A 13784-nucleotide genomic window follows, 5' to 3' on the forward strand; every position below is an offset into this window, starting at 1 on the left:
AGTGTGCAGCCAGGGTCGGCGTGAGCGTTTCAGGACTCAAAGATCCGGTAGAGATGACTCAGCTTTTGTTGCAGGTCCTGATTGAAATACTTGTTAGCGGGAATATCAGGCTTTTGTTGCCAGGCAAGAGTCTGGACGGCAAGGGCTTCCTCCAGCTGCCAGCGGTACTCGAAGCGTTGTCCGGCGATGGCATTGAGGGCCTGCCACTGAGCCTGTGAAAACCACTGTCGATCGAGGTTGCCGATCTTGTGGGCGTTGAGAAAGAAGTCGCCCAGGTAGCTGAAGTGCAGCAGCGTTTGCCGTTTTTCATTGCTCAGGGACAGGCTGCGTTCCGCGCTTGTGACCAGCGTCTGGGCGGAGCTGTATTCAATATCCTGTAATGGCTGCAGCACTGAGGTGTTGAGGCCCTGGGCCTGGAGCTGATCCATGACCGCCTCGGAAATCACATAGCGTTGTGGCTTGGCAACACTCAGATGCAGCAGGTTCTGCAGCACGAAAAGACAGAGCGTGCAGATGAGGGCGGCAACCACGGGGGTCGCGACCCAGCCACAACCGATGCGCCCTACCAGGCGCCAGTTGACGGAATGACCGCCCTTGAGCAGCCCGATGCCGATCACCGCACCGACAATGGCCTGGGTGCTGCTGACGGGGACCAATGGAATGGAGGGCAATCCCCAGTTGATCAGCTGTCGCTCCAGGGTCTGGGAGGCAAACAAAAACAGTACCAGCGAGTGGGCCACGACGATAATCCAGGCCGAGACCGGGGACACCTGTAGCAGCTTGCAGCCGACCGTCAGCATGACGCCTTTGGAGTAGGTATAGACACCGACCGCAATGGCCAGGCTCCCCAGCAAAAAAAGCTGCTGGGTCGAGCTGACGCGCACACTGGATATATCCAGATCCTGAAACGGGGAGACCGCAATAAACACGCCCATGACATTGGCAATGTTGTTTGCGCCCAGAGTATAGGCGCCGAAGGCACCGGTCACTATTAACGCCAGGCGCGTCCAGCTGTCCTGGGTCAGCAGGTGGGGCTGAAACCGGCGCAGCCCGACCTCGACCGCTTTGGAGAGCAGGACGGCGAAGAGGCCGGCCAACAGCGGGCACAGCACCCAGGTGGCCAGAATTGTCAGCAGCGTATCGGTATCGGTGACCGAATCGGTAAAGAAATTCCAGCCGACGATGGCGCCCACGATGGCCTGGGTTGTCGAGGCCGTGAGCCCGATGCGCACCAGCATGAATACCGATAGCGCAGCCGCAAGGGCGGTGGCGAAAGCGCCGGCAATCTGGTTGATGCCACCGAGTGAGCCGAGGGTGCGGGCGGCGCCGGCGCCATCGATAACCGCGCCCAGTACCACGAATACCGAGCAGATCAGGGCGGCGGTCGAGAAGCGCAGCATGCGTGAGCCGACCGCGGTGCCGAAGATATTGGCGGCATCGTTGGCGCCAAGAGACCAGCCAAGAAACAGGCCGCTGGAAATAAAAAAAACAAAGCTCAGGTCCATGTTACAAAAACCTAGATGCGACGCTTGATGGCATAGATCGAGAGGCGGTCGCTGATGTCTTCAGCGGTATTGGCGAGCTCGTCTATTCGCTCCACGAAATAGCGCAGGTGTACCTTGTGCGCTATATCCAGCTCGGAGTTGAAAATCCGCCTTAGCAGGGCGGTGCTGAGCTTGTCCGCTTCGGTTTCAAGCAGCTGGACCTTGCAGTTGTGGTCCCGCACCGCCTGAATGTCACGGAAGAAGGCCCGGGCGGAGGTGATGAGCAGTTCGACGCACTCACACACGGTTTCCAGCAGGCGGCTCAGTTCTGGCAGGGTGGCTGCCGGGAACTGCGGGCGTTCGATATGAAACTTGAACAGGCCGGCTTCGAACAGGTTGATGAGCACATCGACATCTTCGAGCAGCGACATCACGTCGGCGCGCAGGTCTGGTATCAGGGTGTGGACATAGAGCTCGGTTTCGATTTCACGGCGCAGTTGATCGCTTTCACTCTCCAGCGCTTCAACCCGGGCCATCTTGTCCTCGAACTCGGCGCAGATGCCCTGGTGCATATAGAGCTGCATGGCTTGTCGGAACAGCAGGCCGGCAACGACGACCTTGTCGAAGAAGTCGTCGATATTGCGTTCGACCTTGCTGGTGCGGCTAAAAAGGCTGGGCAGTTTGAAGTTCATTATTGTCTCTTGTCCTGCGCAAGGGGTGTCGTTGCGGGGCCGGGTTCCTGAACCTGGCCCCGTCGCAACAGCCTTCGTATCCGGTGCTATTGCTCCGCTGGCTGAGGCTGTCAAATGCCGGATTCTGGCGGCTCCTGGGAGGGTTTGCCTTGCAGCACGGCCAGCGCCTGGCGGTGCAGCTGTGCCGTGGCGGATGCCACCAGACTGCCGTCCCAGTCAGAGCCGCCCACCGGTTGCCCATGCCAGTCGCTGATGCAGCCTCCGGCTTCCTCGATCACGGTGACCATGGCCATGACGTCGTAGATCTTCAGGTCAGCCTCAACCAGCAGGTCTATATGACCGCTTGCCAGCAGGCCTGCCAGGTAACAGTCGCCCCCAAAACGACGCAGCTTCACCTGCCGAGCAAGCCGGTCGAAGCAGGCCAGTTGAGCGGGGTTGAAAGGGTCCGGTTCTGTGCAGTAGAGGATGGCGTCCGCCAGCTCGGTGACCGAGGAGGTGTGGCAGGGCTGGTCGTTGTAATGGGTGCCGTGCCCGCGGCGCGCCACCCAGCGCTCACCGGAGATCGGGATGTCGATCATGCCGAGTATTGGCAGGTCGGCGTGCTGCAGGCTGATGAGTGTGCCGAAGGTCGGCATGCCGGAAATAAAGCTCTTGGTGCCGTCGATGGGATCTATGACCCAGGTGAAGTCCCCGCCCTGCTGCACCTGTTCATGCTCTTCGCCAATGATGTTGTGGCTCGGGAAGTGCATCCGCAACATCTCCCGCAGCGCCGTTTCCGTTTCCCGGTCAGCGATGGTCACCGGGCTGGTGTCCGCCTTGTCCTGGATGGGGATGCGGGTACGGAAGTAGGGCTGGAGGATGCTTCGTGCACGGTCGGCCATCTTGTGGGCCAGTTCAAGGGGCAACATCTGGGTCATGGGTCGGTACTCTCGTTATTCTGTCATTCGATGAATCAGGGTCGTGTTGCTTAGCGGCTGGTGGGGTCCAGTTTGTCCCGTACCCAGTCGCCGAGAAGCGCGAACGCCAGGGTGGTAAGGAAAATCACCAGGGCGGGCAGGGTGGCGAGCCACCAGGCGGTCAGCAGGTAGTCCCGGCCGAAGCCGACCATATTGCCGAGGCTGGTCATCGGAGGCTGAATGCCCAGGCCCAGGAAGCTCAGCGAGGTTTCCAGCATGATGGTCTGCGGGAAATTCAGCGTCATGTTGACGATCAGTGCATTGGCGATATTGGGCAGGATATGGCGGCCATAGATACGCCAGGGCGAAGCCCCCAGGGTGCGTACGGCGACGGCATAACCATGCTGGATCGATGACAGCGCCAGGCCACGGGTAATGCGGGCGTAACGCTCCCAGCCGAAAATGCCCATCAGCAGGATGAACAGCATCAGGCTGTTGCTGAAAAAGGCGACCACCGCCAGTGCCAGGATCATGAACGGGATCGATGCCTGGTAGTCGATGGCGATCATGACCAGATCATCCACCCAGCCGCGGAAATGGGCGGCGAAGAGTCCGACCAGGGTGCCGAACAGGGCCCCGATGAGGGTGCCGATCAGTGCCACCAGCAGGCTGACCTGAACCGAAATAACCAGCCGGCTCAGTACATCGCGGCCCAGGTGATCGGTGCCGAGCAGATGGCTCCAGCTGCCGTCTGCGAGCCAGACCGGTGGCTCCAGCCGGGCGCGCAGGTCGATCGACTGGTAATCGTAGGGCAGCCAGAGGTCGCCGGTGACCGCAACCAGTACCATCAGGGCCAGCCAGGCAACGGAGAGCCAGATCAGCAGTGGCAGGCGAAACCTGCGCCGGGGATAGACGTTTGTGTCTGTCAGTGTTGTCATCTCAGTCTCCTGTTCTCAGGCTGCCGACGCGGGGGTCGAGCCAGCCATACAGCAAATCGATCACCAGGTTGGTGAGCACCATGGAGCAGGCGATCAGCATGACGATGATCTGCACCACCGCGAGGTCGCGGTTGGCCACCGAACTGACCAGCAGCCGCCCGAGGCCCGGCCAGGCAAAGAGGGTTTCGGTTACCACGCCGCCGGCGACCAGGGTGCCAACAAAGAACCCCACCACGGTGATGAGCGGTATCGCGGCATTGGGCAGTGCATGGCGGCAGACCGCCTGATGCCAGCGCAGGCCCTTGGCTCTGGCGGTACGCATATAGGGCTGGTGCAGCACCTCCAGCATCGCCGAGCGGGTGAAGCGTGCGAAAACGGCCGCTTCCGCCACGGTCATCGTCAGTACCGGCATCACCAGGTGCTGCCAGCTGCCGCTGCCGCTGGTCGGCAGCAGTTGCCAGGTCACCGAAAACAGCAGAATCAGGAAGATACCAAGCACGAAATTCGGCAGGCTGAAGCCCGCCACGGACACCAGCATGGTCAGGCGATCGATCCAGCTGTTGCGGTGCAGTGCGGCATAAATGCCCGCCGGGATGCCGATCAGCAGCGTGCAGAGCCCGGTGATGCCCATCAGCTGCAGGGTTTTGGGCAGGCGTTCAAGTACCGCGGTGATAGCGTCGCGTTCCTCGAAGTAGGAGTAGCCGAAATCGCCCTGCAGGCAGTTGCCGAGGAACTGCAGATACTGCTGCCAAATGGGCAGATTCAGCCCCCACTGCTGGCGAAAAGCATCCAGTGCACGGGGATCGGCATCCAGCCCCAGTACGTAGATCGCGGGGTCGCCGGACAGCCGCAGCACGACGAAGACGGTGGTCACGATCAGCAGCACCGTGAGCAGTGCCCGGGAGAATTTTTTGAGTATATAGAGCATGTTCATCAGGCCATTTCCTCGAGCGGGATCCGGGCTTCAAAGCAGGCGACTGCATGGTTCTTGCGATCCGACAGCAGTTCGGGTGACTGCTGGCGACAGCGCTCAGTGGCCTGGCGGCAGCGGGGGTGAAAGCGGCAACCGTGCGGCGGGTCGGCCGGGCTTGGCGGTTCGCCGACCAGGCTAATACGCTCGCGGGGGACGCCCGGCTCCACTTTGGGGATGGCCGAAATCAGTGCCTGGGTATAGGGGTGCCTGGGGGCGGAAAAGAGTTGATGGGCCGGCCCCATCTCCACCACCTGACCGAGGTACATCACTGCCACGCGGTCGCACAGATGACGCACGATCGACAGGTCATGGCTGATAAAGAGTAGTGTCAGTCCCATGTCGCGCCGCAGCTGTTGCAGCAGGTTGACGATCTGGGCCTGTATCGATACATCCAGTGCCGAGATCGGCTCGTCGCAGATCAGCAGTTCGGGCTTGAGGATCAATGCCCGTGCCAGTACGACGCGCTGGCGCTGACCGCCGCTGAGCTCGTGCGGGTACTTGCCCAGATGGCTGGATTGAAGACCCACACTGTGCAGCAGATCTTCTGCCAGCTGGCGCCGTTGGGCCCTGTCGTGCAGCTGGTGGATGATCAGCGGCTCTATCACCTGATCCAGCACCCTCATGCGAGGGTCCAGCGCCCCCAGCGGATCCTGGAAGACGTACTGCAATTTGCGGCGCAGCGGCTTCCAGGCGGCATCGGACAGGCCGGTCAGTTCCTGACCACGGTATTGCACTGAACCCTCGCAGGCCCGGGCCATGTTCAGCACCAGTTTTGCGGTGGTGGATTTGCCGCAGCCGCTTTCGCCGACCACACCAAAGGCTTCGCCGGCCTGAATATCGAAGCTGACGCCGTTGACGGCATGGATCAGGGAGCGCGGTCCAAACAGGACTGTGCGTGCCTTGCTCTTGAATGCACAGTGCAGGTTGCGAATCCTGAGCAGAGGCGTTGCCGGGGCCTCGGGAGTGACTATGCTGTTCATCATCGATGCTCTCGGTTTTCGTGTACGGGCAGGGGGAAGAAGCAGCTAAACAGCTGTGCGCCGTCGTTGCTCTGCAGGTCCGGCGAGCTGCTGTAACAGCTGCTGGCTGCATGTGAACATCGCGGTGCAAAGGCGCAGCCTTCTCCAAGCTCGTGGGATTGAGGGACGACCCCCGGTATCGGTGTCAGGGCATCGTCGTTGCTGTCGATGCGCGGCAGGGATGCCAGCAGACCCTGGGTATAGGGGTGTCGGGGATGGCGGAACAATGTTGTAGCCGTGCCGCTTTCGACGACGCGGCCGCAGTACATGACCAGCACCCGGTCGCAGATCTGTGCCACCACGCCCAGGTCGTGGGTCACCAGGATGATCGACATGCCGCGTTCGTCTCTCAAAGAGCGCAGCAGATCGATGATCTGCGCCTGGACTGTGACATCCAGCGCTGTAGTTGGCTCATCTGCGATCAGCAGACTGGGGTTGCCCGCCAGCATCATGGCGATCACCATGCGCTGGTTCAGCCCACCCGAAAGCTGGTGTGGATAGGCCTTAAGGCGCTCCTCTGGTGCCGGTACACCGACATCCCTGAGCAGGTCGATAGCGCGCTGCTTCAGCGCTTTGCGTCCGGGTCTTGTGGTGCTGTGAAGTCGAATGGCTTCACACAGCTGTTTGCCAATGGTTTGCACCGGGTTCAGCGCACTCATCGGGTCCTGAAAGATCATCGCCAGGGCGTTGCCGCGCACTACGCTCATGGCGGCGTCGTCCTGGCTGTCGAGGGGTTTTCCGTTCCAGCGGATCTCGCCGTTCAGGCGGGCGTTATCATCCAGCAGGCCCATGGCGGCCATGCAGGTGACACTTTTGCCACTGCCGCTTTCGCCTACCAGGCCGATAATCTCGCCGCTGCCCACCGTCAGGTCGATGCCGCGTACCACCTGGGTAGTGCACTCGTCTGTAACGAAAGTGACATGCAGGTCTCGGGTTTCCAACAAGGGTTGCATCACAACTCCTTACAGCAATAGAGGGGCGGGTTAGCCCGCCCGGTTTATGTCGGGAACAACAGCGCTGGCGTTAGCCCTGGATCCGCAGCATACGGGCGCCCAGATCCATGAAGGGGTTGTCGGTCGGGGTCCATTGCAGGTTTGCCCGCACGCCGTAGAGCATCGGCAGGGTATGGAGGTAAGTGCCGGGCGGATCCTGGCGCTCGTAAATCTCCAGCAACTCGCGCATCGCCTCGACACGTTTGGCCTTGTCGGTGCTCTTGAGCTGCTCGCCCCACTGGTTAAAGGCGTCGCTCTGATAGGTTTTGTTGCGCTGGAACCAGCCTTCGGGGCCGTACAGTCGGTAGATTTGGCCCAGCGGATCGGGATACTCGGCGCTGTTGGACCAGTTGAAGATACCGCGGCCTTCGGGGGCGTCCTCAATCTGGCCCCAGTTCTCTTTCAGCTCCAGCTTGACGTTGAGGCCGACCTGACGCCACATGTCGACCAGGATCTGGGCGGTGTTGACCTCACCGGTGTAGTAGTCCTGCAGGTAGCGATAGGAGATTTCCTCACCCTTGTAACCGGCTTCCTTAAGCAGTTGGCGGGCTTTATCGGGGTCGTAGGGGGTGCCCTGGTGATCGGGGACATAGAGGTTGCCAAACACCTTCATCTGCAGGCCGTTGGGTACGCTGGCGTGGCCCTGATAGAGGGCATCGACAATCAGCTCCCGATCAATCGCATAACTGAGGGCCTGGCGCATTTTCGGGTTTTTCAGTTGCGGATGCTGCTCGTCGAATGCAATGACGCGAATAATCCGCACCGGACCGCCGGCAATCTGGGTGTTGGGATCATCCTGCAGTAACGCGAACTGATCCGGGGTCAGTTCCGTGACAATCTGGTATTCCCCGGTTTTCAGGCCGGCGATGCGTGCCGCGATTTCGGGCACCTCCTTGAAGGTCACACTTTTCGCCGGGGCCTGATCGCTCCAGTACTGATCGAAGGCTTCAAGCTTGATGTAGTCGCCATGCTTGACCTCAGCCAGCCGGTAGGGACCGGTCCCCACGGGTTGCTTAAGCCAGGACTCCCAACTGCCAGCCGCCTCGAAAGCATCTTTGCAGACCATTTCGCTCATCCAGTTGGCGAAGCGCAGCTCCAGCAACGGGTCTGCCTGCTTGAAATGGATTCGTACCCTATGGGCGTTAACCACTTCAACCCGGTCGAGACCGCCGAGGTAGGGCTGTGCAATGGCCCAACCCGGCGCCTGCTCACCCAGAAAGCGCTCAGGCCCAAGACTGAAGGCGACATCCTCGGCATCGAATGTTTCGCCGTTATGGCACTGCACATTCTGCCGCAGACTGAATTCCAGCGTTTTGTCATCAATGAGTTGCCATTTTTCGGCAAGGCCCGGTGTGAGCGCGCCGTTGTTCTGGCTGTCGGTGTAGATCAGGGTTTCCAGGACGTTTTTCATTACCCGGGCGTTGACGTTGCTGTTCTCGGCCATGGGGTCGAGGCGGGACGGGTTTTTTGCTACGGCCACGGTGATGTCCGGGCGGCTATCGGCCATCACTGAGCCTGCGGCGGCACCGATGACAGCACTGATCAGGAGGGTACAGAGCCTGCGGGGGATAGGGATCATTGTTCACTTCTCCAGTTGTTATTGTGGTAGCAGGTCGCCAATCCGGTACCGCAGGATGACCGCGATACGCTTGATTGGTTTAAACCATATCACCAGTTTTTGGTTTAAACCAGAAAGTTTTGTGGTTTAAACCATCTTTCGGTTAGTATGGTTTAAACCAATAGTGTTTCATTCGTGTGAATGATGAGGAAATCAGGGCATGGAAACTAAGGTGACGACGACGTCAGCCGGCAGTGCTCGTCAGGCATTGCAGCAGGCACTGAAGGAACGGTGCTGGCAGGCCGGTGAAAAACTGCCGCCCGAACGCGAGCTTTGTGCAAGCCTGGGTGTGAAGCGGATGTCGCTGCGCCAGGCGCTGCTGGCGCTGGAAAACGAGGGAGCGATCTTTCGCCTTGACCGCCGGGGCTGGTTTGTTGCTCAACCGCGCTATGTGTATGACCCTCTGAGCCATGTCAGCTTCAAGCGTGCGGGCTGCGAGCAGGGCGACGCCAGCTGGCAGGATCTGGAGCAGCAGATGATCGCGGCGGACGTCGAACAGGCCGCTGATTTCGGTATCGATAGGGGGGACCCGCTGTTCCGGGTGTTCGGTTGGGGGGCTCTCAACGGGCATCGGCTTTTTGTGCATGATGTCCTGATTAACTGTGTCGCGGCCCCGGTTTATCCGGCCAGGCTGGACGGTCGATCCTTTACCGAGGTCTGGGAGCAGGAGTTTGATATCAGACCGAAACTGGCGCACCTGATGGTGCGGCCGGTTCGCCTGGAGGGGAGCGCGCAACAATTGCTCGGTTGCACCAGCGGGGCCCCGGGACTCTATATCAAGCGGGTCAAAACGGACGAGAAGGGACAGATTCTGCAGATCGACCGCGAATTCTGGCGCTTCGAGGGGCTGGAGCTGCATCTTTCACCGGAGGCTATCAGATGAAGTACACAGAGAGCGTCACCCTACCTGATCTGTCGGCCGAGCAGGCACGGCGTCTGATTGAGCGCAGCAACCGGATTCCGCTCTATGCCCATGCTTATGCCTTCCATCTGAACTTTCGTTGCAACCGGATGGGGGTTGAAGCGCTGCTGCAGTTTGCGCATCAGCATCGTTTAAAGGGCATCAAGATTCATCTGGATGACGGTGAAAGCTTGAGCCTGAGGCACTGCGATGATGCCCGTCTTGTGGCATTGAAGGCGCTGGCACAGCAGTGGGGACTGGAGGTTCATCTGGAGGTCAGCTCCACTGATACCGCGGAGCTGGGTGAGGCGGTGCGTATAGGCCGCCTGCTGGCAGCGACCTCAATACGCTGTTATCCCCGCTATGCCGGCCGGGTCTCCGAGATCATTGCCTGGACCGTTCGGGACCTAACTGTGCTCAGCACCCTGGATCCCCAGGGCCAGTTCCGTTTCACGCTGGAGCAGCATGAAGACCTCAAGGGTGAGGAGCTGGTACGTATTGTCGAGGCTGTCGGCAACCCCAATCTGAAACTGCTGTTTGACTTCGCCAATATGCTCAACGCCTGTGAGCATCCGCTGGATGCCCTCAAGCAAATGGCGCCTCATATCAGCGATGTGCACATCAAGGATGCGCAGGTGGTCAGTGAGCGGGGTGGCTGGGGTCATCGGGCCTGCCGTAGTGGGGAAGGTCAGTTGCCCATGGCGCGGTTGCTGCTAGAGCTGCTGCTGCTGGGTGATGAGCAGCCCCAGGTGCTGGCCTACGGCCTGGAGGAAGAAGTTGCCTACTATGCACCGCCGTTGCGCTTTGCTGATGAGGCGCCGGATCCCTGGATACCGTACCGTGGTGTCAGCGAAACTGAACTGGCGGCGAATGCCGATCTGGACGCGCTGCTGGTGCGGGAGTTACAGGATGCGCAGGATCAGCTGGATCAGGTGCGGGGATTGCTGGGGCAGCTTCAACTGCATGCTCGACACTGGCTGTAATTACGGGAGTGGTCGGAACAGAGCAACGGGCGCACACTGTTACAGTACTTTGAATAACACGGTTTACTTGTATTTTGATTAAAGTAAGTATTGATACCGCGATATTGTTCAACCTAACCCCGCTTTCCATACTGCATGCATGAGGGGTTTAAGGGCTCCTCTTCGATAACTATAAAAACCAGGAGTCATCAATGGAAAAGAACAGCAGCGACCGCTTTGTGTGTTCCCCGGCCGGAGGCGGGCAACTGTCCGAACAGGCTCAGGATCTCGAGCGGCGCATACGTCTTTACGAAGAGCTGGATGCCCGCGGTGATATGGACGGAGCCCTGGGCTCCGGCGAATATACCGCTATCTTCCTGCTGACCTTTGGCCTCGTTGTCACCTTCTATCTGTGGGGGTACTGAGCATGTCCTCGACGACAAAAACGGATCTGAGACTGGCCGCCGAGCGCGGCGACGCACCCCTTCTTCCCGCAGAACGGATGTGGGGCTTCTGGGAATTCACCTACGCCAACTCGGCCCTGGCCATCGCCACCTGGGCCTTCCTTATCGGTGGCGCCACGGCGCTCTTCGTCGGCGTCAAGGCGGGCATTGCCGCCATCGTCATTGGTAACATCCTCGGCGTGCTGATCATGGCGCTGTCCACCTGCGTGGCCAGCGGCAAGTACGGTACCGAGCAATTTACCTTCCTGCGCAGCATGTTTGGCCGCAACGGCAGCCGGCTGGTGTATCTGCTGGCGGTGGTTTTTCTGACCATGGGCTGGCTGGCGGTACTGGGGCTGATGTTCGGGCGCTCGATAGACAGCCTGGCCGGGCTTGTCACCGACCGGGCGGCGGAGCCCCAGGGCCTGCTGGTGTATCTGGCCGCCTTCTTCGCCATAGGCCTGACCGCCTTTATCGTTGCCAGGGGCCCGACCTCGATCAAGGTGTTCAACACCATCATCGCGCCCACCCTGGTGGTCATCATGGGGGTGATGCTGTACCTGATCTTCAGCAACAGCAGCATGGCCGAGCTGATGGCACTGCCGGCGCTGGATGAACCCTTTGAAGACAAGCAGCTGAACTTCATGATCGCGGTGGAAGTGAATATGGCGGCCGGTTTTTCCTGGTGGCCCTATATCGGCAACCTGGCGCGCCTTAGCAAGAACGAGCGCACGGCTTTCTGGCCCAATATTGTCGGCGTCTTCGGTGCCGCTGTACTGGGTGAAGTGGTCGGGCTGCTGGCGGCCGCCAAATTCGGTGACAGTGATCCGACGGTCTGGATGACGCAGATCGGCGGCTTTGCCTTCGGCATTGTGGCGCTGTGCTTTGTCGCCTTTGCCAATGTCACCAGCATGGCGAACATTCTCTATACCTCTATCGTGGGTCTGCGGCAGGTGGTGGGGGAGAGTCTGCGGCATATTCGCTGGGAGCTGCTGGTGGTGCTGTTCTGTATTGCGCCTGTGATTATCGTTTTCACTGTGCCCGGTATCTATGACGGCTTCTTTATCTTCCTGGTATGGACCTCAGCCCTGAACAGCGCCCTGGCCGGCATCGGCATTGCGGATTACTTTATCCTGCGGCGTCAGCGGGTCAGCCTGCGCCACGTCTTTGCATCCAATGCGCAGTCGGCGTTTCGTTACTGGCACGGCTTTAACCCCGCGGCCCTGCTGGCGCTGGTGGCGGGATTCGCGATCTATGTGTGGATCTTCAATCCCCAGACGCTGGACAGCGCAGGCATCTTTGCCTTTATCTCCGCCTCACTGCCCTCCTGTGCACTGGCTGGCGTGGTGCATATAGTCCTTACGCGGTTTTTCGTTGCCCGCACCGGCTGGGGTGATTATCCCAAGCGGGCTGCTGTAACGAATGAGCCTGCCAACATGCAACCGGCGGTGAGGGCCGATTAAGAACAGTGTTGTCGTTGACCCTAGGGTGGCCAAGCGTCTTGCAGACGCTTGGCCACCCTTTTCCGTTATCCCTGGGGCGCGTCCAGAACGGTTTCCATCTGCTGGCGTATGCAGCGGGCGAAGGCCTGGGCGGCGCGATTGCGTTCGCTTTTGCGATAAGCCAGGTAGAACTGCTCGTGGTACGACAGCGTATCTTCCATCAGGGGGCGCATCTGCCCCGCATCCACCCACTGGGCCGCGTAGTGGGACGGCAGGTAGCCCAGAAAGGCGCCGGACAAAATCATCAGGGCGATGCTTTCCATATGGGAGGCGGTGGCCTGATGCCTGAACTCCAGCGCCTGGGGCGGTTGCCAGTCGCGCATATAGGAACGACCGGCATAGGCGTACTGGCTGATCATTTCAACGTTAATATCTGCCACCGGCAGTTCATGTAATGGGTGGCCGTTACCGCAATAGAGCCTTTGCTGTTCCAGGTAGGTGGGAACAAAGCGAATCGAACTGTGCAGCCGCGACATCGGCGAGAGGATGGCGTGGTAGTGCTCTTCCATCAGGCCCTGCAGCAGCTCCTGGGGTGAGGACACATTGATGTGCAGTTTTACCTCCGGCGCCAGGCGGGCAAAGTCGCCGATGCCCCGGTGCAGCTTGATCTCCTGGTTGCTGGCAATGGCATCGACGATGCCAAAGTGCAGCTCACCAATCAGCTGGCCCCGTGTATTGCCCACCATGCCACGAAAGTTCTCCACCGCACGAAACAGATTCATCGAGGCATCGAACACGATCTGACCCTCTTCGGTCAGGTGAAAGCCCTTGCGGCCCCGTTCGCACAGGCGCATACCGAGGCGCTCCTCCAGCTGGCCTATCTGGATACTGATGGTGGACTGCGAGACCCCCAGTTCGTCCTGGGCGGCGGCAAAGCCCTTGTTGTGTACCACGGCGTGGAACACACGCAGCAGGCGCAGATCGAAGTCGGCAAGGTTCGGCAGGCTGTGATGGCGGGCGGTCATATGCTTCTGCTCTTATCAAAGTAACTGTCAATACGGCATTATTGCTCAATGTTAAATGTTCAGCCACCCCGGCCTGACTGGCGTCGGTTGTGGCATCTGACAGTGCATCTGCGTACCGTCGATGCAGGCGCGATACAAAGATGCCCCGGGATGGGCGGGCTATGCTGTTATTAGCCCGGCGGGCTGATAAATGAAGCAGGGATGCTTCATCATTGGCCGCAGGGCAATGCGAACGCCAGTAAAACCAGCATGTCCGCGCACGTGCGCCTGTTTTTCTGGCGTGACGGAGAAATAGGCAGGGAACCTATTTGTCTGCCAGGTTAACAACGGCCGCACCCCTTGCCGGCAGCGACAAGGGCACTGTGGACTTTATGGGCTGCAAACCAATTCGAGGGGCCC

At 59.9% G+C, this 13784-nt stretch carries 13 protein-coding genes; 4 read left to right on the top strand and 9 right to left on the bottom strand.

Going from position 1 to position 13784, the window contains the following annotated elements:
* Positions 1–29: 29 nt before the first annotated feature.
* From MRS74_RS08020 to MRS74_RS08055, 8 genes are all read right to left on the bottom strand, one after another.
* On the bottom strand, positions 30–1505 hold the full coding sequence (locus tag MRS74_RS08020) for an inorganic phosphate transporter (protein WP_254579757.1): 1476 nt from the start codon (positions 1503–1505) through the stop codon (positions 30–32).
* 11 nt (positions 1506–1516) lie between these two features.
* Complete coding sequence (locus tag MRS74_RS08025; RefSeq protein ID WP_254579758.1) at positions 1517–2176, bottom strand: DUF47 domain-containing protein; 660 nt, start codon at positions 2174–2176, stop codon at positions 1517–1519.
* 110 nt (positions 2177–2286) lie between these two features.
* Positions 2287–3093, bottom strand: coding sequence for a histidinol-phosphatase (gene hisN / locus MRS74_RS08030; RefSeq protein ID WP_254579759.1), 807 nt, complete (start codon positions 3091–3093; stop codon positions 2287–2289).
* Positions 3094–3143: 50 nt separating this feature from the next.
* A complete protein-coding gene (locus MRS74_RS08035) occupies positions 3144–4010 on the bottom strand; it encodes an ABC transporter permease (RefSeq protein ID WP_254579760.1) in 867 nt (288 codons plus the stop codon).
* Position 4011: 1 nt separating this feature from the next.
* Entirely contained in the window at positions 4012–4944 is a 933-nt protein-coding gene (locus tag MRS74_RS08040; RefSeq protein ID WP_254579761.1) for an ABC transporter permease, read from the bottom strand.
* The gene (locus MRS74_RS08045; protein WP_254579762.1) at positions 4944–5966 is read right to left on the bottom strand and encodes an ABC transporter ATP-binding protein; all 1023 of its coding nucleotides are present in this window, start codon (positions 5964–5966) and stop codon (positions 4944–4946) included. Before MRS74_RS08045 ends, MRS74_RS08040 begins: the two co-directional genes overlap by 1 nt.
* Entirely contained in the window at positions 5963–6955 is a 993-nt protein-coding gene (locus MRS74_RS08050) for an ABC transporter ATP-binding protein (protein ID WP_254579763.1), read from the bottom strand. Before MRS74_RS08050 ends, MRS74_RS08045 begins: the two co-directional genes overlap by 4 nt.
* A 70-nt stretch (positions 6956–7025) precedes the next feature.
* Complete coding sequence (locus MRS74_RS08055; protein ID WP_254579764.1) at positions 7026–8573, bottom strand: ABC transporter substrate-binding protein; 1548 nt, start codon at positions 8571–8573, stop codon at positions 7026–7028.
* A 199-nt stretch (positions 8574–8772) separates the two neighbouring features.
* Between MRS74_RS08055 and MRS74_RS08060 the strand changes: the two genes are divergently transcribed.
* From MRS74_RS08060 to MRS74_RS08075, 4 genes are all read left to right on the top strand, one after another.
* A complete protein-coding gene (locus MRS74_RS08060) occupies positions 8773–9495 on the top strand; it encodes a GntR family transcriptional regulator (RefSeq protein WP_254579765.1) in 723 nt (240 codons plus the stop codon).
* Entirely contained in the window at positions 9492–10496 is a 1005-nt protein-coding gene (locus tag MRS74_RS08065; RefSeq protein WP_254579766.1) for a sugar phosphate isomerase/epimerase family protein, read from the top strand. The genes MRS74_RS08060 and MRS74_RS08065 overlap by 4 nt, the downstream gene beginning before the upstream one ends.
* A gap of 191 nt (positions 10497–10687) precedes the next feature.
* Positions 10688–10900, top strand: coding sequence for a hypothetical protein (locus MRS74_RS08070; RefSeq protein WP_254579767.1), 213 nt, complete (start codon positions 10688–10690; stop codon positions 10898–10900).
* Between the two features lie 2 nt (positions 10901–10902).
* Positions 10903–12381 carry a purine-cytosine permease family protein gene (locus tag MRS74_RS08075; protein ID WP_254579768.1) on the top strand — a complete coding sequence of 493 codons (1479 nt, stop codon included), beginning with the start codon at positions 10903–10905 and terminating at the stop codon, positions 12379–12381.
* Between the two features lie 65 nt (positions 12382–12446).
* On the opposite strand, the gene MRS74_RS08080 is transcribed toward MRS74_RS08075, so the two are convergent.
* Entirely contained in the window at positions 12447–13385 is a 939-nt protein-coding gene (locus tag MRS74_RS08080; RefSeq protein WP_254579769.1) for a LysR family transcriptional regulator, read from the bottom strand.
* Between the last annotated feature and the right edge of the window lie 399 nt (positions 13386–13784).

Origin of the sequence: Marinobacterium sedimentorum, from assembly GCF_024267675.1 — a bacterium.
GTDB lineage: Bacteria > Pseudomonadota > Gammaproteobacteria > Pseudomonadales > Balneatricaceae > Marinobacterium_A > Marinobacterium_A sedimentorum.